The sequence below is a fragment of the Sphingomonas sp. SRI_018 genome (genome assembly GCF_057586275.1).
This window is the reverse complement of record NZ_JBYCZO010000001.1, coordinates 325353-349960: the sequence shown is the minus strand read 5'-3', so window position 1 is coordinate 349960 and position 24608 is coordinate 325353. Positions and strand designations below refer to the sequence as shown.

Sequence of the window (24608 nt, the reverse complement as noted above, 5' to 3'; positions counted from 1 at the left end):
ACGGCACGGTTGCCCGCGCGACCTGCGCTCGCCTACGATCCAGCGGAATTGCGGAGCGAAAATGATGAAGCCGTTGAAAATAGCGTTGGCCGTCCTTTGCGCCCTCACGCCGTTTCAAGGTCACACACAGACGCCCCCGTCCCCACCGAAGCGAATGGCGCTGCTGACTGGCTTCTTCAGTGAATTGCCGACGCGTTTTCCAGCCGAAGATTTGTCGAGCTTCGGCAGATTCGTTTCGGAAAATGTGAAAGTGTACGAGGGGAACGAACTGGTCCACGCCAGCCGGCAATCCTGGTTCGACGCGCTCCGACCCCGAGCCAATGGCCAAGCGGGCTATACGATCAGCCGCTCGGCCTATTATCTTCTATCGGACGGAGGCATTCAGGTAACGGAATTCACCTATCCGGTGACGCCGGAGGGTTCAGGTGCCATCTATCATCCTGGCAATCCGTTTAGGACTGCGACATATTATTTTGACGACAACAGGCTGATCCGCGTGATCTATGGCAAGCCGATGACACCATTCTCGGGCCTTTGCCAAGCGGCACGGAGCGTGACTGCAGCCCACGATCAGAGCGTTGCCAAGTGCGATTGAAGGTTGGGAAGGCAGCCTGTTTATTGCCCCGACAATGACACATCTTGCGCCTGCCGCCGCCGCACGCGGATCGTGAGATCGGCGTCTGGAGGCAAGGATCCAACCAACCATCCGACCAAGGTTTCGCTTGACACTCGCCCCCTCTCACAAGATGGTAGCGCTACCACCTATTCAAGACTGGGACGGGGATGTTTGACAGGATTTTCAGCGCGGATCGCGCCTTGCCGGAGGACTGGCGGCAGGGCAAATTCCTCGGCCGGCTGGAAGGCCCCGAAGGCCCGAGCCCGATCCTCGTCGCGAACGGCATCGCCTATGACATGGCCGCCGTCGCCCCGACCGTCTCCGCGCTGGTCGAACGACGCGCCTTCACATCCGCAGGCGGCCGCGCGCTCGGCCCGCTCGACGAGCTCGCGATCGGCATCGGCCCCGACCACGGCGCCGGCTACGGCCTGCTGAGCCCCCTCGACCTCCAGGTCGTCAAGGCCGCCGGCGTCACCTTCGCCGTCTCCACGCTGGAACGCGTGATCGAGGAACGCGCGCTCGGCGACGCCAATGCCGCGGCGGCGGTGCGTGCCCGGCTCGAAACCATCATCGGCGGCTCGCTGCGCGCCGTCACGCCCGGTTCCCCCGAAGCAGCCTCGCTCAAGGAGGCGCTGATCGCCGAGGGCATGTGGTCGCAGTATCTCGAGGTCGCGATCGGCCCCGATGCCGAGATCTTCACCAAGGCGCCGGTGCTGGCGACAGTCGGCTGGGGCGCGGAGATCGGCGTGCGGTCCGATTCGACCTGGAACAACCCCGAGCCGGAGGTCGTGCTGCTGGCGGATTCACGGGGCCGCGCGGTCGGCGCCGCGCTCGGCAACGACGTCAACCTGCGCGATTTCGAGGGCCGTTCCGCCCTGCTGCTGAGCAAGGCCAAGGACAACAATGCCTCCTGCTCGATCGGCCCCTTCTTCCGCCTGTTCGACGACGGCTTCACCATGGACGACGTGCGCCGCGCCGAGGTCGAGCTGCTGATCGAGGGCGAGGACGGCTATCGCCTCGACGGCCGCAGCAACATGAGCGAGATCAGCCGCGATCCCGAGATCCTGCTCAAGCAGACGATGAGCGAGCACCACTATCCCGACGGCTTCGTGCTGTTCCTCGGTACCTTGTTCGCCCCGACCCAGGACCGCGACGAGCCGCAGCGCGGCTTCACTCACAAGGTCGGCGATGTCGTGACGATCGCCGCGCCCCGCCTCGGCCGCCTCGCCAACCGCGTCGTCACCGCGAAGGACGCGGCGCCATGGCGCTTCGGCATCGGCGCGCTGATGAGCAACCTCGCCGCGCGCGGCCTGCTCAGTACGCGCCAGCCCGAGACCGCCGAGTGACCGACCTCACCGCCTCCACACCGGAGCCGGCACCCGATCAGGACCCTATGTTGAGTATCTCCGAAACATCCGCCGTGACCCAGCACGCCATCTATCCCAGCCTGGCCGACAAGCGCGTGCTCGTGACCGGCGGCGGCAGCGGCATCGGCGCGGGCCTGGTGGAGGCGTTCGCCCGCCAGGGCTCCCGCGTCGCCTTCATCGACATCCTCGAGGAGGAAAGCCGCGCGCTGGCCGACCGGCTCGCGCCGGACAGCCGCCACGCGCCGCGGTTCACCCATTGCGACCTGACCGATGTCGCCACCCTCCAGCGCACGTTGGGCGAGATCGAGCGCGAGCTCGGCGGCTTCGACGTCCTCGTCAACAACGCCGCCAGCGACGACCGCCACGCGATCGAGCAGGTCACGCCCGACTATTGGGATGAGCGCATGGCGGTGAACCTGCGCCACCAGTTCTTCGCCGCGCAGGCGGTAGTGCCGGCGATGAAGCGGGGCGGCGGCGGCGTGATCCTCAACTTCGGCTCGATCAGCTGGCACCTCGCGCTCGGCGAGCTGGTGCTCTACCAGACCGCCAAGGCGGCGATCGAGGGCCTGACGCGCAGCCTGGCGCGCGATCTCGGCCGCGCCAACATCCGCGTCAACACCATCGTCCCCGGCAACGTCCAGACGCCGCGCCAGATGAAATGGTACACGCCCGAGGGCGAGGCGGAGATCGTCGCGGCGCAATGCCTCGACGGACGCATCCAGCCCGAGGACGTCGCCGCGCTGGTGCTCTTCCTCGCCTCGGACGATGCGCGTATGTGCACGGGTCACGACTATTTCGTCGACGCGGGGTGGCGCTGACATGGCAGGCAAGGTGGATCGGGTCGCGAAGGTTGGGGCCGAGCTCGGCGAAGGACCGGTGTGGGTCGCGCGCGACAACGCGCTGTGGTTCGTCGACATCAAGGGGCCGCACGTCCACCGCTTCGATCCGGCGACGGGCAAGCTCGCGAAGTGGGACATGCCGGCGCAGGTCGGCTGGGTGCTGCCGGCGCGCGGACACGGCTTCGTCGTCGGGCTGCAGCGCGGCCTCGCAGCCTTCGATCCCGCGGACAACAGCCTGCGCCCCCTCGCCGCGGTGGAACCCGACCGGCCGCAGAACCGGTTGAACGACGCCGTCACCGACGCCCACGGCCGCATCTGGTTCGGCACGATGGACAATGCCGAGGGCAAGCCGACCGGCCATTTCTACACCTTTGACGATCGCGGCGTGCGCGACACCGGCTTTCCGCCGGTGACGATCACCAACGGCCCGACGATCTCGCCCGACGGCCGCACGCTCTATCCGGTCGATACCACCGGCCGCACCATTTATGCCGTGCCGATCAACGACGACGCGACGCTCGGCAAGCCGCGCGTCTTCGTGACGATCGAGGACGGCGCCGGCTATCCCGACGGCCCGACCGTCGATGCCGAAGGCTGCGTGTGGATCGGGCTCTACGGCGGCTGGGGCGCGCGGCGCTATGCACCCGACGGCAAGCTGGTCGAGACGGTCAAGCTGCCGACCGCCAACGTCACCAAGATCGCGCTCGGCGGTCCCGACCTCAAGACCGCCTATGCCACCACCGCGCGCCAGGGGCTGGACGCCGCCGCGCTCGCAGCGCAACCTGAGGCGGGGGACCTGTTCGCCTTCGCGGTCGACGTGGGCGGCGTGCCGGTCACCGAGGCAGCCGTCACGATGAAGCAATAACGCCGGCGGGACGTCCGCCGCGCGAGATGGGAGGGGTCAATTGGCCACGACACAGGCAGCAGCACGCACGAACTATGCGTTCGTCGCCCTGGTCGTCGCGGTGGCGACGATCGGCGGCTTCATGTTCGGATATGATTCCGGCGTCATCAACGGCACCCAGGAGGGGCTCGAGCGGGCGTTCGACCTGTCGAAGCTCGGCACCGGGCTCAACGTCGGCGCGATCCTGATCGGCTGCGCGGCCGGCGCCTTCGCCGCCGGGCGGCTCGCCGACCTGATCGGGCGGCGCAACGTGATGATGATCGCCGCGATCCTGTTCATCCTGAGCGCGCTCGGCGCCGGCGCCGCCGGCTCGTCGGCGGTGTTCATCGTCGCGCGCATCGTCGGGGGCCTCGGCGTCGGCGCGGCGAGCGTGCTCGCGCCGGTCTACATCAGCGAGGTGGTGCCGGCGAACATCCGCGGCCGCCTGTCGAGCATCCAGCAGGTGATGATCATCACCGGCCTCACCGGCGCCTTCTTCGCCAACTATGCGCTGGCGCACAGCGCCGGCGGGTCGACCGCGCCGCTGTGGGGCGGCTATCCGGCCTGGCGCTGGATGTTCTGGCTGCAGGTCATTCCGGCGACGATCTACCTCGTCACGCTGCTGCTGATCCCGGAGAGCCCGCGCTACCTCGTCCTCAAGGGCCGCGATGCCGAGGCCGAAGGGGTGCTGACCCGCCTGTTCGGGGAGGACCACGCCCGCGCCAAGGTCGCCGAGATCCGCGCCAGCCTCGCCGCCGACCACCACCGGCCCAAGCTGTCCGACCTGATCGGCGCCAACGGCCGCGTCCGCCCGATCGTCTGGGCCGGCATCGGCCTCGCCGTGTTCCAGCAGTTCGTCGGCATCAACATCGTCTTCTACTACGGCGCGGTGCTGTGGCAGTCGGTCGGCTTCAGTGAGAACGACGCGCTGATCACCAACATCATCTCCGGCCTCGTCTCGATCGCGGCCTGCGTGGTGACGATCTTCACCGTCGACCGCATCGGCCGCAAGCCGCTGCTGCTGATCGGATCGGCCGGCATGGCGGTGACGCTGGCGCTGATGGCCTATTCCTTCTCGACCGGCGCGCTCGGCGAAGGCGGCCACCTCGCGCTCTCGCCCGGCTTCGGCCGCCTCGCCTTCATCAGCGCCCTGCTCTACTCGGCGCTGTTCAACCTGAGCTGGGGCCCGGTGATGTGGGTGATGCTCGGCGAGATGTTCCCCAACCAGATCCGCGGCTCGGGCCTGGCGGTGTCCGGCTTCGCGCAGTGGATCGCCAACTTCGCCATCTCGGTGAGCTTCCCGGCGCTGGCGGCAGGCGTCGGCCTGCCTTTCACCTACGGCTTCTACGCCCTCAGCGCCCTCGTCTCCTTCTTCTTCGTCCGCGCCCTGGTCCACGAGACCCGCGGCCGCGAGCTGGAAGAGATGGTCGGCTGATCTTTCAATCCTCCCCCGCCAGGGGGAGGTGGCACGCGAAGCGTGACGGAGGGGGAGGAAGCAATTCGATAGTTTGTCGCCACCCTCCCCCTCCGTCGCCTCCGGCGCCACCTCCCCCTGGCGGGGGAGGATTGAAAGGAGCCCTACACCACCGGCGGACGCCGCCGCGGCGCGGCGTCCGACTGGCGGCGGACCAGCGTGAAGTCGAGCTGACGGTGCACCGGCGCCTCGGGCGATCCCGATCGCCGCGCCCGGATCTCGCGCACCAGGAGCTCGACCGCCGCCAGCGACATGTCGGTGATCGGCTGGTGGATGGTAGTGAGCTCCGGCCAGATCGTCGTCGAGAGCGCGGTGTCGTCGAACCCGCACACCGTGAGATCGCTCGGCACGTCGAGCCCGCGCCGGTGCGCCACCGCCACCGTCGCCGCCGCCATGTCGTCGTTGCTCGCGAAGATCGCCGACGGCGGATCGGCGAGGCCGAGCAGCTGCTCCGCCGCGTCGAGGCCGGAGCGATAAGTGAACAGCCCCTGCTCGACCAGCGCATCGTCGGCCGGCAGCCCCGCCGCCGCCAGCGCATCGCGATACCCTTCCAGCCGGCGCTCGCTCGCGGTCTGGTTGGGGTTGCCGGTGATGAAGCCGATCCGCCGGTGCCCGAGCCGCGCGATGTGCCGCGTCATCTCGAACGCGGCGCGGTGGTCGTCGATGCTGACCGCGGAGAAGCCCGCCGGCGGATGCCCGCTCGCCACCGCCACCGCCAGCGCGTCCGCGCGGCGCAGCACCGCGTGCAGCTCGGTCGAATCGCACAGCGGCGGCGGCAGGACGATGCCGTCGACCCCGTCGCGGATCAGCCGCTCCGCCACCTCGGTCTCATGCTCGCCGGGATCGCATTTCTCGACGATCAGCTGCACGTTGGCGCGGCTGGCATAGTCGAGGCTGCCGACCAGGAACTCGCTCAGATAGGCGGCACTCGGATTGCTGTAGAGCAGCCCGATCCGGATCGGATGCGCCCCCGCCAGGCTGCGCGCCGCCTGGTTCGGCGAATAGTTGAGCGCGGCGATCGCCTCGTTGACGCGCTCGCGCGTCGCCGGGCGCACGCTGTCCTCGTTGTTGATCACGCGCGACACGGTCATCGGCGAGACGCCCGCCCGCTTCGCCACGTCGTTGATCGTCGCGGCATTGCCCTGCCGCCGTGATGGTCTTCGGCTCAAGCCGCGATACTCCTCCTGCTCTCGCTACGCCGTCGGTTCCGCCAGCGCAACAGACGGCAAAGAAATGGCGGCCGGATCGCTCCGGCCGCCAGCGAGGATACCGACGGCGCGCGGGGATGGGAGGCTGCGCGATGCCGGCGAAAGCGAAAGCTGAAAATGGTATCGCTCACATTCCTGGCCCCTGCCCCAGTCGCTGTCAACGCCGATGCGGCGAACGGTGACGTTCAATGCCCCGGCGCATAGGGAAAGCTGAGCGCCTTGTAATAGCCGAGGTCGTGCGCCGGCGGCGCGCTACCGGCGGGCAGCGGCAGGCCGTTGATGCTCTGGAAATAGGCGATGCAGGCGTCGCGCCACCACCCCGCCCCCGCCTGCTGGATCGCCAGGAAAGCGGCGGTCTTGCGGAACCGCTCGGCATCGACCCGCCCTTCCAACGCCTGCCAGCCCGCGCGCATCCTCGCCACCGCGGCGACCCCGCCGTCGTAGCGCCGCACCAGCGTATCCCACAGCGTCGCGCCATCGGCCATGCGATAACCCCAGGGCACATGATGGAACCACAGCAGATAATCGTCGCCGACGCTCCTCAACGACCCGAACCGCCGCGCCACCGGCGACGCATATTGCGCGATCGCGTCGCTACCGCTCGCGGTACGGTCGAAGCCGATCCCCGCCTTGTCGGCACGGTGGTAATAGGCCGGATTCCACTCCGGCCGTGCGAGGTCGCTCACCCACGGCGCCGGCCCGTAATGATGCCCCGTCCCCATCATGTGCGCGAGCCCGAGCGGCGTCATGTAATCGACCACCGCCTGCCGCGAGGCCATCATCATCTCGACGACCGGCCCGACCAGCGCCGAATCGGGCGCGAAGGTCATTCGCGCCCAGTCCCCCGCGATCGCCCGCGCCGACGCCTCCGGGTCCCACGCCAACCGCCCGAAGGCGTACCAGTCGGCCTGGTTGAAGGTCGATCCGCTCCAGTCGCGGTCGCTGCCGATGTTGGCGACCCCGGCGATCCCGGTCAGCCGATGGCCGCCGAGCGACCCGTCGACCACCCGCGCCACCGTCGATCCCGGCCCCTCGGCCATGGTGTCGGCCTTCAGCACCTCCTCGAACAGCGCGCCGAGATAGACGAGATGCGTCGCCTGGCCGAGATATTCCTTGGTGATCTGGACCTCCAGCATCAGCGGCGTCCTGGGCATCGCCCCGAACAGCGGATGAAAGGGCTCGCGCGGCTGGAAGTCGATCGCGCCGTTCTTGACCTGCAGCAGCACATTGGCGGCGAACCGGCCGTCGAGCGGCTTGAACTCCGAATAGGCCTGCTTGGCGCGATCCTCGCTGTCATGCTCCGAATAGACGAACGCACGCCACATCACGATGCCACCATGCGGCGCCACCGCCGCCGCCAGCATGTTGGCGCCGTCGGCATGGGTGCGGTGATAGTCCTGCGGCCCCGGCTGCCCCTCGCTGTTCGCCTTGACCAGGAAACCGCCGAAATCGGGGATCGCGCGATAGATCTCGTCGGCCTTGGCCGCCCACCACGCCCGCACCGCCGGATCGAGCGGATCGGCGGTCTTGAGCCCGCCGATCTCGATCGGCGCGGTGAAGCGCGCCGAGAGGTAGACGCGGATGCCGTAGGGACGCAGCACGTCCGCCACCGCCGCCGCCTTGGCGATATAGGGCGCGGTCAGGCTGTCGGCCTTGGCGTTGACGTTGTTGAGGACCGTCCCGTTGATCCCGACCGAGGCGTTGGCGCGGGCATAGTCGGTGTAGCGCGGATCGGTCCACGCCGGCAGCTTCCACCAGTCCCAGATCGACTGGCCGGCATAGCCGCGCTCGACCGAGCCATCGAGATTGTCCCAATGATTGAGCACGCGCAGCCGGATCTTCGGCGCCGATGCGATGTCGATCCGGTCGATCGCCTCGCCCCGCTGGATGCGCGCCAGCCAGGCGAAGGCGCCATAGAGCACGCCGACATCGCGGTTGGCCGCGATCACGGTTACCGGCGCGCCGTTCACCGTCGCGGTGCGGATCAGATAGCCCTCGTCGCCGACCTTGGAGAGATCGAGCCGCAAGGCGGCGATCGCCGGCAATGTCGCGGGCGTGCCGAGCAGGACCGCCCCCGCGCGTGGCGCACCGGCGATCGGCGGCCGGGCTCCGGTCAGGCCGGCGATCCCGCGCTCGACCTCATCCGCGGCCGCGCGGATCGTCGGCGAGGGGTGTTCGGGCAGCACGATCGCGGCAGCACGCTCCCGCACCGTCGCAGCCTTCGCCGGAGCCAGCGGACGGTAGCGGAGCCACAGGTCATAGCCGTCCTCGGCAAAGGCGGCCGTGGGGACAAGCCACAACACCGCGCAAACCATCGCCGCCAACCGCCCGAACCAGCCCATCCTCATCCTCCCTTCTTAGCCCCTCCCCTTCAGGGGAGGGGTTGGGGGTGGGGCAGTGCCGCAAACGATATCGCCCGTGGATAGGCCCCACCCCAACCCCTGAAGGGGAGGGGCTTAAATGAACTTTGCCCACCTTCGTCGGCATTGACATCGTTCGCCCAACCGATAGCATTGGTAGCGCTATCAATAAAGCGCTCGCGCGATGCATGTCGCAGCGGGCTGCGCCCACAGAGAGGATTCGACCCTTGCGCACCCTGCCCGCCCGCCGCCTGCTGACCGCTCTCCTGCTCGGCACGGCGATCGTCCCGGGCACCGCCGCGCAGTCGCAGTCCACGCCGCCCGCCGTCGAGGCGAACGCGCTCTACAAGAACCCTAAGGCCCCGATCGCCGACCGCGTCGACGACCTGCTCAAGCGCATGACGCTCGATGAAAAGGTCGCTCAGCTGCTGACCGTGTGGGTCGGCAAGACCAAGCTGCTCGACGCCAACCAGAAGCTCGATCCCGCGAAGATGGCCGAGCTCTACCCCAACGGCATCGGCGGATTCGCCCGCCCCTCGGACGCGCAGGGCCCGGTCTCGCCGCGCGTGGTGCCGGGCCGCGACGTCGCCCGCACGATCGAGCTGGTCAACGACCTCCAGCGCTACGCGCTGACGAAGACCCGGCTCGGCATCCCGATCCTGTTCCATGAGGAGGGGCTGCACGGCTATGCCGCGGTCGGCGCCACCAGCTTCCCGGTGCCGATCGCGCTCGCGTCGAGCTGGGACCCCGACCTCGTCCGCCGTCTCAACGGCGTGACCGCGCGCGAGATCGCCGCGCGCGGCGTCACGCTGGCGCTGAGCCCGGTGGTCGACATCGCCCGCGACTCGCGCTGGGGCCGGATCGAGGAGACCTTCGGCGAGGACCCCTATCTGGTCGGCGAGCTCGGTGTCGCCGCGGTCGAGGGGCTGGAAGGCCCCGGCAAGCCCGAGCGGCTCGCCCCCGGCAAGGTCTTCGCCACGCTCAAGCACCTCACCGGCCACGGCCAGCCGGAGAGCGGCACCAACGTCGGCCCCGCCCCGATCTCGACCCGCGAGCTGCGCGAGAATTTCTTCCCGCCGTTCGAGACGGTGATCCGCCGTGCCGGCCCGGCCGCGGTGATGCCGAGCTACAACGAGATCGACGGCGTCCCCAGCCACGCCAACCGCTGGCTGCTGCGCGACGTGCTGCGCGGCGAATGGGGCTTCAAGGGCGCGGTGACCAGCGACTATTCGGCGATCGACCAGCTCGCCGACCTCCACCACATCGCCCCCGATCATGCCGGCGCGGCGGTGCTGGCTCTGCAGGCGGGCGTCGACGCCGACCTGCCCGACGGCATCAACTATGCGACGCTCGCCGACGCCGTGCGCGCGGGCAAGGTATCGGAGAAGCTGGTCGACGACGCGGTGCGCAACATGCTGACGCTCAAGTTCCGCGCCGGCCTGTTCGAGCATCCCTATGCCGACGCCGCCGCGGCACGGAAGGTGACGAACAACGCCGACGCCATCGCCGCCGCCCGCCTCGCCGCCGAGCGCTCGATGGTGCTGCTCAAGAACGACGGCACGCTGCCGCTGAAGCCGGCCGGCACGATCGCGGTGATCGGCCCCAATGCCGCGGTGCCGCGGCTCGGCGGCTATTACGGCCAACCGCCGCACCCGGTCTCGCTGCTCGACGGCATCAAGGCCAAGCTCGGGTCGAAGGCGCGGATCGTCTATTCCGAAGGCGTCAGGATCACCGAGAACGACGACTGGTGGGCCGATGAGGTCAAGCTCGCCGACCCGGCCGAGAACGCGAAGCGCATCGCCGCCGCGGTCGAGGCGGCCAGGGGCGCCGATACCATCGTCCTCGCGATCGGCGACACCGAGCAGACCAGCCGCGAGGCCTGGGCCGACAATCACCTCGGCGACCGCGCCAGCCTCGACCTCGTCGGGCAGCAGCAGGACCTGTTCGACGCGCTGAAGGCACTGGGCAAGCCGATCGCCGTGGTGATGCTCAACGGCCGCCCGCTCTCGATCCAGAAGGTCGCCGACCAGGCCAATGCGATCATCGAGGGCTGGTATCTCGGCGAGCAGGGCGGCAACGCGCTCGCCGACGCGCTGTTCGGCGACGTCAATCCGGGCGGCAAGCTGCCGGTCAGCATCCCGCGCAGCGTCGGCCAGCTGCCGATGTTCTACAACTACAAGCCGACCGCGCACCGCGGCTATCTGTTCTCGCCGAACACGCCGCTGTTCCCGTTCGGCTACGGCCTCAGCTATACCAGCTTCGAGATCGGCGCGCCGCGCCTCTCCTCCCCCACGATCGCGCGCGACGGCAGCGTCGACGTCGCGGTCGACGTCGCCAACACCGGCGCGCGGGCGGGCGACGAGGTGGTCCAGGTCTATGTCCGCGACGACGTCAGCTCGGTCACCCGCCCGGTCAAGGAGCTCAAGGCCTTCCGCCGCGTCACGCTGAAGCCCGGCGAGCGGCAGACGGTCACCTTCCGCCTCGATCCCCGCGCGTTCGAGCTGTGGGACAAGGACATGAAGCGCGTGGTCGAGCCCGGCACCTTCACCATCATGGCCGGGGGCAATTCGGTCGACCTCAAGTCCGCGACGCTGACCATTCGATGATTGGCCGTCCGATGATCGCCCGCCGCCGCCTGCTCGGGCTGCTCGCCTCGGCCTCCGCCCTGCCGCTGCTGCCGCGCGCCGCGCTCGCCGCCGCGCCGCTCTACAAGGACGCGCGCGCGCCGATCCCGGATCGCGTCCGCGACCTGCTCGGCCGCATGACGCTGGAGGAGAAGGTTGCGCAGCTCATCGCGCTCTGGGCGACCAAGGCCGACGTGATGGACGGGCTGACCTTCGATCCCGCCAAGGCCTCGGCCGCCTATCCGCACGGCGTCGGCGCGATCTCGCGCGCGTCGGACAAGCGCGGCGGGCCGGGCATCAGCGCCGCCGCCGGCGGCAACGCCGCGCGCTGGCGCACCCCGGCGGAGACCGTCGCCTTCGTCAACGCCGTGCAGCGCTGGGCGCTGGAGAAGACGCGGCTCGGTATCCCGGTGCTGTTCCATGAGGAATCGCTCCACGGCTATATGGCGACCGAGGCGACGATGTTCCCGCAGGCGATCGCACTGGCCGGGACCTTCGACACCGATCTCATGCGCCGCGTCCAGTCGGTGATCGCGCGCGAGGTGCGGGCGCGCGGCGTGCCCTACGTCCTCTCCCCGGTGGTCGACATCGTCCGCGATCCGCGCTGGGGCCGGATCGAGGAGACCTTCGGCGAGGACCCCTATCTCTGCGCCGAGATGGGCGTGGCGGCGGTCGAGGGGCTGCAGGGCCCCGGCAAGTTCGACCGGCTCGCGCCCGGCAAGGTGTTCGCGACGCTCAAGCACATGACCGGCCACGGCCAGCCGCAGGGCGGCGAGAACATCGGCCCCGCCCAGATCTCCGAACGCGAGCTCAGGGAGAATTTCTTCCCGCCGTTCCGCGCGGTGGTCGAGCGCACCGCGATCGCGGCGGTGATGCCGAGCTACAACGAGATCGACGGCGTCCCCAGCCACGCCAACCGCTGGCTGCTCCACGACGTGCTGCGCGGCGAATGGGGCTTCGACGGCATCGTCTCGAGCGACTATGGCGCGGTCGAGGAGCTCGCCAAGTTCCACCACGTCGCCGCCGACCTCGAGGAGGCGGCGCGGCAGGCGCTGGCGGCGGGCGTGGACAGCAACCTCCCCGACGGTGTCGCCTACCGGACGCTCGCCGACCAGGTCCGCGCGGGCAAGGTGGACATCGCCGCCGTGGATGTCGCCGTCGCGCGCATCCTCGCGTTCAAGTTCCGCGCCGACTTGTTCGACAATCCCTACGGCAATGTCGAATCGACGAATCGCCTGACCGGCAATGTCCAAGCCCGCGCCCTCGCGCTGGAGGCCGCGCGCAAGGCGCTATGTCTCCTCAAGAACGACGGCACCCTGCCCCTGAAACCCGCCGGCACCATCGCTGTCATCGGCCCCAACGCGGCCGTGGCCCGCCTCGGCGGCTATTCGAGCGTACCCCGGCAGACGGTGAGCCTCCTCGACGGCATCCGCACCCGCCTCGCCCGCGAGGCCCGGGTCGTCACCGCCCAAGGCGTATTCATCACCCAGAGCGAGGACCGCTCGGCGGACGAGGTAACCCTCGGCAATCCCACGGAAAACCGGCGCCTGATCGCCGACGCGGTCGAGGTCGCCAAGGGCGCCGACGTCATCGTCCTCGCGATCGGCGACACCGAACAGACCAGCCGCGAGGGCTTCGCCGCCAACCACCTCGGCGACCGCGCCGACCTCGACCTCCTCGCCCAGCAGAACGACCTGTTCCTGGCGCTGGCGGCGCTCGGCAAGCCGGTGGTCGTCTGCGCCATCAACGGCCGCCCCCCGAGCTGGCCCACCGTGGCCGAGCGCGCCAACGCCATCCTCGAATGCTGGTATGCGGGCCAGGAAGGCGGCACCGCGATCGCCGAGGCGCTGTTCGGCGACGTCAACCCCGGCGCCAAGCTGCCGGTCAGCGTGGTCCGCGACGCCGGCCAGATCCCCTTGTTCTACAACCATAAACCGAGCGCCCGCCGCGGCTATCTGTTCGAGAGCACGGCCCCGCTGTTCCCCTTCGGCCACGGCCTCAGCTACACCAGCTTCGCGGTCGGCAAGCCGGTGCTCTCCTCGCCGAGCATTCCCCGCGACGGCAAGGTCACCGTCTCGGTCGAGGTCCGCAACACCGGCGCGCGGGCGGGCGACGAGGTCGTCCAGCTCTACATTCGCCACCTGACCCCATCGGTCACGCGCCCCGTGATGGAGCTCAAGGGCTTCCGCCGCGTGACGCTCGCCCCGGGCGAGGCGCGCACCGTCACCTTCACCCTCGGCCCCGAGCATCTCCGCATCTGGAACGCCGCGATGCGCGAGGTGGTCGAGCCTGGCCAGGTCGCGATCATGGTTGGCAACAGCTCCGCCGCGGTCCAGTCCACCACGCTTACCATCGCCTAACCGGGAGCCCTTCGTGCCCAAGATCACTGCCGCCCGCGTCATCATCACCTCGCCGGGGCGCAATTTCGTTACGCTGAAGATCGAGACCGACGAGGGCGTCTACGGCCTCGGCGACGCTACCCTGAACGGCCGCGAGCTGGCGGTGGCGAGCTACCTCGCCGACCATGTCATCCCCTGTCTGATCGGCCGCGACGCCCACCGGATCGAGGACGTCTGGCAGTTCCTCTACAAGGGCGCCTATTGGCGGCGCGGCCCCGTCACCATGTCGGCGATCGCCGCGGTCGACACCGCGCTGTGGGACATCAAGGGCAAGATCGCGGGCCTCCCCGTCTACCAGCTCCTCGGCGGCGCCAGCCGCGAGGGCGCGATGGTCTACGGCCACGCCAACGGCAAGACGATCGAGGAGACGATCGACAACGCGCTCCACTACAAGGAACAGGGCTACAAGGCGATCCGGCTCCAGTCGGGCGTGCCGGGCCTCGCCTCCACCTACGGCGTGTCGAAGGACCGCTATTTCTACGAGCCGGCCGACGCCGACCTTCCCACCGAGAACCTCTGGTCGAGCGAGAAATATCTCCGCTCGGTGCCGCCATTGTTCGAGAAGGCGCGCGAGGCGCTCGGCTGGGACGTCCACCTGCTCCACGACATCCACCACCGCCTGACGCCGATCGAGGCGGGCCGGCTCGGCAAGGACCTCGAGCCCTACCGCCCCTTCTGGCTGGAGGACGCGACACCCGCCGAGAACCAGGCCAATTTCCGCCTGATCCGCCAGCACACCACGTCTCCCCTCGCGGTCGGCGAGATCTTCAATTCGATCTGGGACGCCAAGCAGCTCATCGAGGAGCAGCTGATCGACTATATCCGCGCGACCGTCGTCCACGCCGGCGGCATCACGCACCTGCGCCGCATCGCCAGCTTCGCCGATCTCTACAACGTCCGCACCGGCTGCCACGGCGCGACCGATCTGTCACCGGTGTGCATGGCCGCGGCGCTGCACTTCGACCTCAGCGTGCCGAACTTCGGCATCCAGGAATATATGCGCCACACCGAGGAGACCGACGCGGTGTTCCCCCACGCCTACAGCTTCAAGGACGGCCTGATGCACCCGGGCGACGCCCCCGGCCTCGGCGTCGACATCGACGAGACGCTCGCCGCCAAATACGAATACAAGCGCGCCTTCCTGCCGGTGAACCGGCTGGAGGACGGCACGATGTTCAACTGGTGAGCGGCGTGGCGTCCTCCGCCGCATCGCGGCCCCGTCCGGTCGGCTACATCCGCTGGACGATCTGCATCCTGCTGTTCGCGGCGGTGGTGCTGAGCTACGTCGACCGGCTGGTGCTGCCGGTGCTCAAGCCCACGCTCCAGGCCGAGTACGGCTGGAGCGAGACCGGCTACGGATACGTCAACGTCGCCTTCCAGGCCGCCTACGGCATCGGCTTTCTGTTCTTCGGCAGGCTGATCGACCGCGTCGGCGCCAAGGCCGGCTATCTGATCGCGATGGGCACCTGGACCGTCGCGCACATGGCGCAGGCGCTGGTGACCTCGACGCTCGGCTTCGCGATCGCGCGCATCCCGCTCGCGATCGGCGAGTCCGGCACCTACCCGGCCGCGCTCGCCGCCGCGTCCGAGTGGTTCCCGCAGCGCGAGCGCGCGCTGGCGATCGGCATCTTCAACGCCGGCGCCAATGTCGGCGCGATCGTCACGCCGCTGATCGTCCCCGCCCTCACCCTGTGGCTTGGCTGGGAAAGCGCCTTCTGGGGCACGGGGCTGCTCAACCTCGTGTGGATCGCCGCCTGGGTGATCTATTACCGCCGCCCGCGCGAGCATCCGCGGATCACCCCGGCCGAGGTCGCCTATATCGAATCGGACCCGCCGATCGTGCAGCAGCCGGTGCCATGGCGCCGCCTGCTCGCCACCCGCCAGGCCTGGGCGTACATGTCGGGACGCTTCCTGATCGATCCGGTCTGGTGGATGTTCCTGTTCTGGCTGCCGGACTTCCTGAGCCGGCGCTATGCCATCGATCTCAAGGGCTACGGCCCGCCGCTGATCGCGATCTACGTCATCGCCGACATCGGTTCGATCCTCGGCGGCTGGGCGTCGTCGCGGATGCTGGCGCGGGGCGTCAGCGCCAACCGCGCGCGCAAGCTGGCGATGCTCGGCTGCGCGCTCATCGTCGTGCCGGTCGCCTTCGCCGCCTATGCGCCGAGCGCCTGGATCGCGGTGCTGCTGATCGGGCTCGCCTGCGCCGGGCACCAGGGCTTCTCGTCCAACCTGTTCTCGATGCCGTCCGACCTCTACCCGCGCTGGGCGCAGGGCTCGATCGTCGGGCTCGGCGGCTTCGCCGGCGCGGCGGGCGGGATGCTGATGTCGACCTATGCCGGCTGGGTGCTGCAGACGGTCGGCAGCTACACGCCGATCTTCCTGTTCTGCGGCATCGCCTATCTGCTCGCGCTCGCGGTCGTGCACGCGATCAACCCCAGCTACGCCCCGGTCACCAAGTTCGCGCCCGTGGAGGAACCGACGACATGACGCGACTGCGCTCGACATGGCTGGCGGCGCTCGCCGGCATCGCGATGCTGTGGACCGGCGCCGCGCCGGCGGAAGCGCCGTCCTCGTGGCTCGGAAGCTGGGCCGCATCGCAGCAGGTCCCGGAGGAACGCAACGCGCTGCCCGATGCCGACCTTACCGACGCGACGCTGCGCCAGGTCGTCCGCCTCAGCACCGGCGGCCGATCGGTGCGCGTGCTGCTCTCCAACGCCTTCGGCACCGAGCCGCTGGTGGTCGACGCCGCGCATGTCGCGCTCGGCACGGCGGGCAGCGCGCGGATCGGGCGCGGGCAGGCGCTAACCTTCGACGGCGCGCCGCACGTCACGATCCCGGCGGGTGCAGCCTATTGGTCCGACCCCGTCGCCATCGACGTACCGCCGCTGTCGAGCCTGGCGGTCTCGATCCACCTGCCGGCCGCGCCCGCACGCCAGACCAGCCACCCGGGCTCGCGCGCCACCTCCTATCTGGTTCGCGGCAACCATGTGAGCGACCCGGACCTGCCGCGCGCGAAGACCGTCACCCACTGGTATCAGCTCGCCGCGATCGACGTCCGCGGCACGGGCCGCGCGATCGTGACGCTCGGCGATTCGATCACCGACGGGCACGGCGTCCGCGACAACCGTGACGAGCGCTGGCCCGATCGCCTCGCCGAGCGGCTCCAGGCGGACCCGAGAACCCGCATGGTCTCGGTGCTCAACCACGGCATCGGCGGCAACCGGCTGCTGCTCGATGGGCTCGGCCCCAACGCCCTCGCCCGCTTCGACCGCGACGTGCTGGCGATGAGCGGCGTGCGCTACTTGATCGTGCTGGAGGGTGTGAACGATCTCGGCACGCTCACCCGCGACGCGCCCGTCAGCGCAGAGGCGCACGCCGACCTCGTCCGCCAGCTGATCGGCGCCTATCGCCAGATCGTCGCCCGCGCACGCGCCCACGGCATCAAGGCGATCGGCGCGACGATCACTCCCTATGGCGGATCGGACTATTACCACCCCGACGCCGCCAACGAGGCGGACCGCCAGGCGATCAACGCCTGGATCCGCGCGCCCGGCAACTTCGACGCGGTGATCGACTTCGACGCCGTCCTGCGCGATCCCGGCAAACCCACCCGGATGCTGCCCGCCTATGATTCGGGCGACCATCTCCACCCGGGTCCTGCAGGATACAAGGCGATGGCCGACGCCATCCCGCTGTCGCTGTTCCGCTGAACCCTATGAGCCGGTGATCGGCGTCCCCACCGCCACGACGTCGGGGCGGGTTGTCTGGGTTTCCGATACGGTGAAGAAGATCGGACGCTCGTGCGCCTCCGGATCGGCCTCGGCCAGCGCGAGCATGATCCGGGTGGACCGTAGCGCGACATGGATCGGCGCGGACGCGGCGGCATCGCCGATATCGACCGGCACCTCGCCGGCGAGCAGCTCGATCAGCTGAACCTCATCCTCGCTCAGGTTCGACGTCCCGGCGTCGCCGGTACGGAACCGCCGTCCGAACCGCGCCTCGAACAGCGCCATCAGGCTGTCGAACACCGGCGCGAGGATGCCCAGCCCGAACGGCTGGAGCCGCGCGAAGAGCGCCGGTTGGACAGGCGCACAGGCATCGCGGACGGCGCGCCAGCAGCGCGCGGCCTCAACGACCAGGAAAGCGGCGGAACGGGTACGGGGGACAGGCATGGCGCACATGTGACATCCTTCTCACCCCTTTGCTCTCCGTCGCTTCTTGCGACTGGTTCGCAGTGCGCTAGCGGGACTAGATGGCAGGAAAAAGACAGATGCGACGAAGCGAGACTCGGTCCGTCGCTATTCGCCGGTCACCGATCCGGAACTTCGGCCCGTTCGCCGCCGGGTGCCTGGAACGGCGGCATCCGGCCCGCCACCCGCGCCCGATCGACGAACTGATGCTTGAGCGCGGCGGCGAGGTGGAGGACGACCAGCGCGATGGTGGTGAACACCAGCACCTCGTGCACGCTGCCGAAGGTGTCGCCGGCCGCCTCGGGCAATCCGGGGATGAGCGGCAGCGGGATGCCGCCCGCAAGCTTCGTCACGCCCGATTCGCCCGCCGAGATGGTGGCAAGGCCGGTCAGCGGCAGCGCGATCAGCAGGACATAGAAGATCCGGTGGTTCCACACGGCCGCGATCCGCTCCCAGCGCGGCAGGCTTTCTGGAAAGGGCGGCGGCTTGTGGGCAAGGCGCCAGGCCAGGCGGACCAGGCTCAGCACCAGGATCGTCGCGCCGATGGTCTTGTGCCAGGTGAACCATTCGCCCCGCGCCGGACCGCGCGGCATGTCGGCGAAGGTGAAGCCGACATAGATCTGCGCCAGCACCAGCACCACCGTCAGCCAGTGGAGCGCGATCGCACCGTTGGTGTAGCGCAGCAGCACCTGGCGCTGGTCGGTCGCCTCGGGAACCGTCGCCATCGTTCCTCTCCCGTTTCGTTCGCTCAAACGCGGGGAGGCGCCGGAGGTTCAGCTGCGCGGCGCCTGCCGGCGATAGCTGAGCGCCTCGGCGACATGGATCCGCCCGATCGTCTCCGCTCCCGCGAGGTCGGCGATGGTGCGGGCGACGCGGAGCACGCGGGTATAGCCTCGCGCCGACAGCCGCATGGCCGCGGCCGCCTGGGCGAGCAGCTGGCGGCCGGGTTCGTCGGGCGTCGCATGGGCCTCGAGCAATTTGCCCTCGGCTTCGGCATTGGTGCGGATCGCCTCGCCGCGATAGCGTTCGCCCTGCACCGACCGCGCTTCGGCGACACGCGCGGCCACCTCCGCCGAGCCTTCGGCCGGCGGCGGCAGGACGAGATCGGCGGCGCTCACCGCCGCCACCTCGACATGAAGGTCGATGCGGTCGAGCAGCGGACCCGACACCTTCGCTTGATAGTCGGCCGCGCACCTCGGCGCCCGTGCGCAGGCCAGCGCCGGATCCCCGAGATGGCCGCAGCGGCACGGGTTCATCGCCGCGATCAGCTGCACCCGCGCCGGAAAGGTGACATGCGCGTTCGCCCGCGCGACGCTGACGGTGCCCGTCTCCAGCGGCTGCCGCAGCGAATCGAGCACCGCGCGCTGGAACTCGGGCAGCTCGTCGAGGAACAGCACGCCGAGATGCGCCAGGCTCACCTCGCCCGGCTTGACCCTGAGCCCGCCACCGGTCAGCGCCGCCATCGATGCCGAATGATGCGGCGCGCGGAACGGCCGCGCGCGCGTAAGCCGGCCGCCGGTCAGCGTCCCCGCCACCGACTGCACCATCGACGCCTCCAGCGCCTCGGCTGCATCGAGCGGCGGCAGGATGCCCGGCAGGCACGACGCCATCAGCGACTTGCCCGCGCCAGGCGGACCGACCATCAGCAGATTGTGCCCACCGGCCGCGGCGATCTCCAGCGCGCGCTTGGCGGTCTCCTGCCCCTTCACCTGACGGAGGTCCGGGCCGAGACCCGGCTCCTCGATCTCTCCGGGCGCCGGCGGGGAGAGCAGCTGCTGCCCCTTCAGGTGGTTGAGCAGGCCGATCAGGTCAGCGGCGGCGAGCACCCCGACCGATCCCGCCCAGGCCGCCTCGGAGCCCTGCGCGGCGGGGCAGATCAGCCCCTTTCCTTCCGTGCTCGCATGGAGCGCCGCCAGCAGCACGCCCGGCGAGGCGGTGATCCGCCCGTCGAGCCCGAGCTCGCCAACGCAGACATGATCGGCCAGCGCCTCCGCATCGACCACGCCCATCGCCGCGAGTAGCGCCAGCGCGATCGGCAGGTCGAAATGCGACCCCTCTTTGGGAAGATCGGCCGGCGACAGGTTCACCGTGATCCGCTTCGGCGGCAGCGACAGCCCCAGCGCCGCGATCGCGCCGCGCACCCGTTCGCGGCTCTCCGCCACCGCCTTGTCGGGCAGGCCCACCACCACGAACGCCGGCAGCCCGGCGACGAGCGTGCACTGCACCTCGACGCTCCGCGCCTCCAGCCCGAGATACGCCACCGTCGAGACGCTCGCGACCATGAATGCTTCCCCCTGCCCCGGATGCACTCATAGCGGCTTTCCCGTGCTTGGGAACAGACCGTGATCAGCCCTGCTTCGGCGTGTAGCGATCCTCGATCGCACCCCATTCCTCGAGGTCGGCCAGGTCCTCGAACCGCGCGAAGTCGATGCTGTCGGCCTCGTCCAGCGGCCGCCCGGCGCGCAGGTCGTCGAGACCGCGCTCGATCGCGCGCACCAGGCGGAACAGCAAGGTCGTCGGGTAGAGGATCATGCTGTACCCCAATGCCTTGAACTCGCCCGGCGACAGCCACGGCGTCACCCCGCCGCGCTCGAGCACGCTGGTGGCGAGCGGCACGCCGCCCAGTGCGCGTCCGATCTGCTCCAGCTCGGCACGGTTGCGCGGCCCCTCGACATAGACGCCGTCAGCCCCCGCCTGGAGATAGGCATCGGCCCGCCGCAAGGCGCTGTCGACGCCCTCCGGCTCGATCGCGTCGGTGCGGGCGAGGATGAAGGTGTCCCGCTCCTGCCGCGCGGCCACGGCAGCGCGGATCTTGCCGACCATCTGCTCGACCGGCACAACCGTCTTGCCTGCCATATGGCCGCAGCGCTTGGGCGCGGTCTGGTCCTCGATGAACAGCGCCGCGGCGCCTAGCGCCTCATAGCCGCGCACGGTGCGCGTCACGTTCTTGGCGTCGCCATAGCCGTCGTCGCAATCGACCAGCACCGGCAACGCGCAGCCGTCGATGATGTCCTGCACCGCGCGGTTCTTCTCGCCGAAATGCTCGAGGTCGACGTCGGGCCGGCCGTAGCGGGTGCCGACCAGCGCGAAACCGCCGACCTGATAGGCGGGAAAGCCGGCCCGCTCGATCAGCTTGGCCGTGAGCGCGTCGTGCGCGGCGGGGAGTTGGAGGCAGCCCTCGCGGTCCAGCAGCGCCTTCCACGAAATCTGGCTGCGGCGCACCGCAGGGATATCGAGCTCGGGCTCATCCATGCATATGCGAACGCCTGCGCAACGATCGCGGTTCCGGTGTCTTGTATCGACGATACACCGTCGCCACATGCCTGCCCGTGCAACACGGCGGTCACATCCGTTGACTTTGGCTCTCACCCCCGATAAGGCGCCGTTCGTTCGGGCCGTCCCCTGTGGCGGCCTTTTTAATTCTAGATACCAGGGAATGACCGATGAAGCGGACCTTTCAGCCGAGCAATCTGGTGCGTGCGCGCCGGCACGGCTTCCGCGCGCGGATGGCGACTCCGGGCGGCCGCAAGGTGATCCGCGCCCGTCGCGCCCGCGGCCGCAAGACGCTGTCGGCGTAAGCGCCGGCACGCTGGCGCGGATGACGCGCCGGGCGGACTATCTCGCTGCTAACGGCGGACGCCGGGCCCCCATGCCCGGCTTCGTCCTGCTCGTGCGCGACCGCGCCGACGGCGATCCGGCGATTCGCGTCGGCATCACCGTGTCGAAGAAGGTCGGCAATGCGGTGGCGCGCAACCGCATGAAGCGCCGCTTCCGCGAACTTGCGCGCGCGGTGCTGCCGGACAGCGGCCTGCCTGGGGCGGATCATGTCCTGATCGGCCGCCCGTCCGGCATCGAACGCGACTTCGACGCGCTCAAGGCCGAGCTCGCCAAGGCGCTGACCAAGGTGCGGCGGGTATGATTCACATCTTCGTCATGCCGGACTTGTTCCGGCATCCACCGTGCGGCGAGCACATCGCTCTCGCCTCCCGCCCTGCACCGGCGGCACGGTGGACCCCGGCACAAGGCCGGGGTGACGGGAGAAGGTCGGCATGATCGCCCGCCTCCTCATCCTCATCGCACGCGCCTGGCAGCTGGGCCCCTCGCTGATTTTGCCGCCGTCGTGCCGTTACCAGCCGAGCTGTTCGGCCTATGCAATCGAGGCGCTTCGCCGCTATGGCGCTGTGAAAGGCGGCTGGCTGGCCGCACGGCGCATCGCGCGCTGCCATCCGTGGGGCGGGCACGGCTACGATCCGGTGCCGTGAACTAGGTTTTTTCGGGGACTGACGTGAAGGAAGACCAGAAGAATTTCGTCCTGTTCGCGGTGATCGCGGCGCTGCTGCTGTTCGCCTGGCCGTGGGTCACGAGCCGCTTCTTCCCCAGCAATCCCCCGGTCACCAAGATCGAGGGCGGCAAGACCAAGGTGGTGACCCAGCCCGGCGCCACCCCGGCCGCCGACAGCGCGACGACGCTGCGCGACCGCCAGACGGTGCTGCGCGAGGCGCCACGCGTGCGGATCGACACCCCGACGCTCAGCGGCTCGATCAACCTCAAGGGCGCGCGCTTCGACGATCTGGTGCTCAAGACCTACAAGGAGACGATCGCCAAGAACTCACCGCCGATCCGCCTCCTCTCCCCCTCCGGCGCGCAGGGGGCCTATTTCGCCGGTTTCGGCTGGCGCGGCAGCGCCGGCCTCAAGGTGCCCGACGCCAATACCGTATGGCGCGCCTCGGGCGACCTGCTCGCGCCGGGCAAGCCGGTGACGCTGGAGGCCGACAACGGCCAGGGCCAGCGCTTCCGCATCGAGCTCGCCGTCGACGACCAATATATGTTCACCGCCAAGCAGTCGGTGCTGAACGGCGGCGCCGGCACGATCGCCGTCGCGCCCTACGGCTATCTCAGCCGCAGCTCGCGTTCGGCCGACGTCGATCAGTGGGTCGCGCACGTCGGCCCGATGGCGGTGCGGAACGGCAGCGCCGACTATGTCGACTGGAAGGAGGTCGACAAGGCGCCGTCGCAATACACCACCACCGGCGGCTGGGCCGGCTTCACCGATCATTATTGGCTGGCGGCGCTGGTGCCCGACCAGAAGACGCCAGTCGACATCCAGCTCCGCTCGGCGCCGAACGGCGGCTACCAGGCCGATTTCGCGGTGCGCGATTCGGCCGATGTCGCGCCCGGCAAGGCGATCACCCAGACCTCGCGCTTCTTCGCCGGCGCCAAGGAGGTGAAGACGCTGGAGGCCTATGAGCAGTCCGGCATCGTCCAGTTCGACCGCGCGATCGACTGGGGCTGGTTCGCGGTGATCGAGAAGCCGATGTTCTACTATCTCGACTGGCTGTTCCGCGCCGTCGGCAACTTCGGCGTCGCGATCATCCTCTTGACCCTCACCATCCGCGCGCTGCTGTTCCCCATCGCGCAACGCCAGTTCGCCTCGATGGCGTCGATGCGCGCGATCCAGCCGAAGATGAAGGCGCTGCAGGAGCGTCACAAGGACGACAAGCCGCGCCTCCAGCAGGAGATGATGAAGCTCTACCGCGACGAGAAGGTGAATCCGCTGGCCGGCTGCGCCCCGACGCTCCTCCAGATCCCAATCATGTTCGCGCTCTACAAGGTGCTGATCCTGACGATCGAGATGCGGCACCAGCCGTTCGTCGCCTGGATCAAGGACCTGTCGGCGCCCGATCCGCTGACGCCGGTCAACCTGTTCGGCCTGCTCGCCTTCACCCCGCCGCACTTCCTGGCGATCGGCGTGGTGCCGATCCTGCTCGGCATCTCGATGTACTTCCAGTTCAAGCTCAACCCGGCGCCGATGGACGAGGTGCAGAAGCAGGTGTTCGCGATCATGCCGTGGATGATGATGTTCCTGATGGCGCCGTTCGCGGTCGGGCTGCAGGTCTACTGGATCACGTCCAACTGCCTGACGATGCTGCAGCAATGGGTGCTCTACCGCCAGCACCCGCAGCTCAAGACGGCACCGGCGAAGTGACGGTCGCGGAACATCATGGCTGAGGAGTTCGACGCCGACCTCATCGAAGCTGCGCGCAAGACCTTCGCCGGTCCGGTCGCGTTCCTCAAATCGGCGCCGGCGCTCCAGCATCTGCCGGAGGCCGACGTTCCCGAGGTCGCCTTCGCCGGCCGCTCGAACGTCGGCAAGTCGTCGCTGCTCAACGCGCTCACCAACCGGAGCGGGCTTGCCCGCACCTCGAACACGCCCGGGCGGACGCAGGAGCTCAACTTCTTCGACGTCGGGGAGCCGCTGCGCTTTCGGCTGGTCGACATGCCCGGCTACGGCTTTGCCGAGGCACCGAAGGATATCGTCAAGAAATGGCGATTCCTGGTCAACGACTTCCTGCGCGGCCGCAGCACGTTGAAACGCGCGCTGGTGCTGATCGACTCGCGCCACGGCATCAAGCCGGTCGACCGCGAGGTGATGGACATGCTCGATGCCGCCGCAGTCAGCTATCGCCTCGTCCTCACCAAGGCCGACAAGATCAAGGCGAGCGAACTCGCCGCCGTCGCCGCGCGCACCGCCGAGGAGGCGCGCAAGCGCCCGGCCGCGCACCCCGAGATCATCGCCACCTCGAGCGAGAAGGGCCTGGGCATCGCCGAGCTGCGCGCCGCCGTGCTAGAAGCGGTCAGCTAGAC

Annotated in this window: 21 protein-coding genes; 15 read left to right on the top strand and 6 right to left on the bottom strand. The window is 69.3% G+C overall.

Features of this window, described 5'->3' with window-relative positions; genetic code table 11:
• Nucleotides 1-61 precede the first annotated feature (61 nt).
• From AC2YHA_RS01740 to AC2YHA_RS01720, 5 genes are all read left to right on the top strand, one after another.
• Nucleotides 62-595 (top strand): hypothetical protein, encoded by a 534-nt coding sequence (locus tag AC2YHA_RS01740; RefSeq protein ID WP_487400130.1) that lies wholly within the window; start codon nt 62-64, stop codon nt 593-595.
• 188 nt (nt 596-783) lie between these two features.
• Nucleotides 784-1962 carry a fumarylacetoacetate hydrolase family protein gene (locus AC2YHA_RS01735; RefSeq protein WP_487400129.1) on the top strand — a complete coding sequence of 393 codons (1179 nt, stop codon included), beginning with the start codon at nt 784-786 and terminating at the stop codon, nt 1960-1962.
• A 47-nt stretch (nt 1963-2009) separates the two neighbouring features.
• Nucleotides 2010-2801 (top strand): D-xylose 1-dehydrogenase, encoded by a 792-nt coding sequence (gene xylB / locus AC2YHA_RS01730; RefSeq protein WP_487401680.1) that lies wholly within the window; start codon nt 2010-2012, stop codon nt 2799-2801.
• 1 nt (nt 2802) lies between these two features.
• Nucleotides 2803-3687: an SMP-30/gluconolactonase/LRE family protein gene (locus tag AC2YHA_RS01725; RefSeq protein WP_487400128.1), complete on the top strand. Its 885-nt coding sequence runs from the start codon at nt 2803-2805 to the stop codon at nt 3685-3687.
• Between the two features lie 40 nt (nt 3688-3727).
• The gene (locus AC2YHA_RS01720) at nt 3728-5140 is read left to right on the top strand and encodes a sugar porter family MFS transporter (RefSeq protein ID WP_487400127.1); all 1413 of its coding nucleotides are present in this window, start codon (nt 3728-3730) and stop codon (nt 5138-5140) included.
• A 143-nt stretch (nt 5141-5283) separates the two neighbouring features.
• Here AC2YHA_RS01720 and AC2YHA_RS01715 read toward each other — a convergent pair whose 3' ends face one another.
• Together AC2YHA_RS01715 and AC2YHA_RS01710 are read right to left on the bottom strand one after the other, a co-directional pair.
• Nucleotides 5284-6348, bottom strand: coding sequence for a LacI family DNA-binding transcriptional regulator (locus AC2YHA_RS01715; protein ID WP_487400126.1), 1065 nt, complete (start codon nt 6346-6348; stop codon nt 5284-5286).
• 224 nt (nt 6349-6572) lie between these two features.
• Nucleotides 6573-8729 (bottom strand): alpha-glucuronidase family glycosyl hydrolase, encoded by a 2157-nt coding sequence (locus tag AC2YHA_RS01710; RefSeq protein WP_487401679.1) that lies wholly within the window; start codon nt 8727-8729, stop codon nt 6573-6575.
• A gap of 206 nt (nt 8730-8935) precedes the next feature.
• Here AC2YHA_RS01710 and AC2YHA_RS01705 point away from each other — a divergent pair, with 206 nt between their 5' ends.
• Genes AC2YHA_RS01705 through AC2YHA_RS01685 form a run of 5 tightly spaced genes read left to right on the top strand, consistent with a single transcriptional unit; the run spans nt 8936 to nt 17483 of the window.
• Nucleotides 8936-11353: a glycoside hydrolase family 3 N-terminal domain-containing protein gene (locus AC2YHA_RS01705; protein ID WP_487400125.1), complete on the top strand. Its 2418-nt coding sequence runs from the start codon at nt 8936-8938 to the stop codon at nt 11351-11353.
• Nucleotides 11354-11364: 11 nt separating this feature from the next.
• On the top strand, nt 11365-13731 hold the full coding sequence (locus tag AC2YHA_RS01700) for a glycoside hydrolase family 3 N-terminal domain-containing protein (RefSeq protein WP_487400124.1): 2367 nt from the start codon (nt 11365-11367) through the stop codon (nt 13729-13731).
• Nucleotides 13732-13744: 13 nt separating this feature from the next.
• A complete protein-coding gene (gene manD / locus AC2YHA_RS01695) occupies nt 13745-14956 on the top strand; it encodes a D-mannonate dehydratase ManD (protein ID WP_487400123.1) in 1212 nt (403 codons plus the stop codon).
• Between the two features lie 5 nt (nt 14957-14961).
• Complete coding sequence (locus AC2YHA_RS01690) at nt 14962-16260, top strand: MFS transporter (protein WP_487401678.1); 1299 nt, start codon at nt 14962-14964, stop codon at nt 16258-16260.
• Complete coding sequence (locus AC2YHA_RS01685) at nt 16257-17483, top strand: SGNH/GDSL hydrolase family protein (RefSeq protein ID WP_487400122.1); 1227 nt, start codon at nt 16257-16259, stop codon at nt 17481-17483. The genes AC2YHA_RS01690 and AC2YHA_RS01685 overlap by 4 nt, the downstream gene beginning before the upstream one ends.
• Nucleotides 17484-17486: 3 nt before the next feature.
• Here AC2YHA_RS01685 and AC2YHA_RS01680 read toward each other — a convergent pair whose 3' ends face one another.
• The 4 genes from AC2YHA_RS01680 to AC2YHA_RS01665 all read right to left on the bottom strand — a co-directional run bounded on the left by AC2YHA_RS01680 (nt 17487) and on the right by AC2YHA_RS01665 (nt 21215).
• Nucleotides 17487-17954, bottom strand: a complete 468-nt coding sequence (locus AC2YHA_RS01680) for a hypothetical protein (RefSeq protein ID WP_487400121.1) — start codon at nt 17952-17954, stop codon at nt 17487-17489.
• Between the two features lie 128 nt (nt 17955-18082).
• Nucleotides 18083-18688, bottom strand: coding sequence for a cytochrome b (locus AC2YHA_RS01675; protein WP_487400120.1), 606 nt, complete (start codon nt 18686-18688; stop codon nt 18083-18085).
• A gap of 48 nt (nt 18689-18736) precedes the next feature.
• A complete protein-coding gene (locus AC2YHA_RS01670) occupies nt 18737-20245 on the bottom strand; it encodes a YifB family Mg chelatase-like AAA ATPase (RefSeq protein ID WP_487400119.1) in 1509 nt (502 codons plus the stop codon).
• Nucleotides 20246-20309: 64 nt separating this feature from the next.
• Nucleotides 20310-21215, bottom strand: a complete 906-nt coding sequence (locus AC2YHA_RS01665; RefSeq protein ID WP_487400118.1) for an isocitrate lyase/PEP mutase family protein — start codon at nt 21213-21215, stop codon at nt 20310-20312.
• Nucleotides 21216-21406: 191 nt separating this feature from the next.
• Here AC2YHA_RS01665 and rpmH point away from each other — a divergent pair, with 191 nt between their 5' ends.
• From rpmH to yihA, 5 genes are all read left to right on the top strand, one after another.
• Complete coding sequence (gene rpmH, locus AC2YHA_RS01660; RefSeq protein WP_233783256.1) at nt 21407-21541, top strand: 50S ribosomal protein L34; 135 nt, start codon at nt 21407-21409, stop codon at nt 21539-21541.
• A 20-nt stretch (nt 21542-21561) separates the two neighbouring features.
• Complete coding sequence (gene rnpA, locus AC2YHA_RS01655) at nt 21562-21882, top strand: ribonuclease P protein component (RefSeq protein ID WP_487400117.1); 321 nt, start codon at nt 21562-21564, stop codon at nt 21880-21882.
• Nucleotides 21883-22012: 130 nt separating this feature from the next.
• Entirely contained in the window at nt 22013-22225 is a 213-nt protein-coding gene (yidD, locus tag AC2YHA_RS01650) for a membrane protein insertion efficiency factor YidD (RefSeq protein WP_233783260.1), read from the top strand.
• A gap of 23 nt (nt 22226-22248) precedes the next feature.
• Nucleotides 22249-23949, top strand: a complete 1701-nt coding sequence (gene yidC / locus AC2YHA_RS01645; RefSeq protein ID WP_487400116.1) for a membrane protein insertase YidC — start codon at nt 22249-22251, stop codon at nt 23947-23949.
• 15 nt (nt 23950-23964) lie between these two features.
• Complete coding sequence (gene yihA, locus AC2YHA_RS01640) at nt 23965-24606, top strand: ribosome biogenesis GTP-binding protein YihA/YsxC (protein ID WP_487400115.1); 642 nt, start codon at nt 23965-23967, stop codon at nt 24604-24606.
• Nucleotides 24607-24608: the final 2 nt, after the last annotated feature.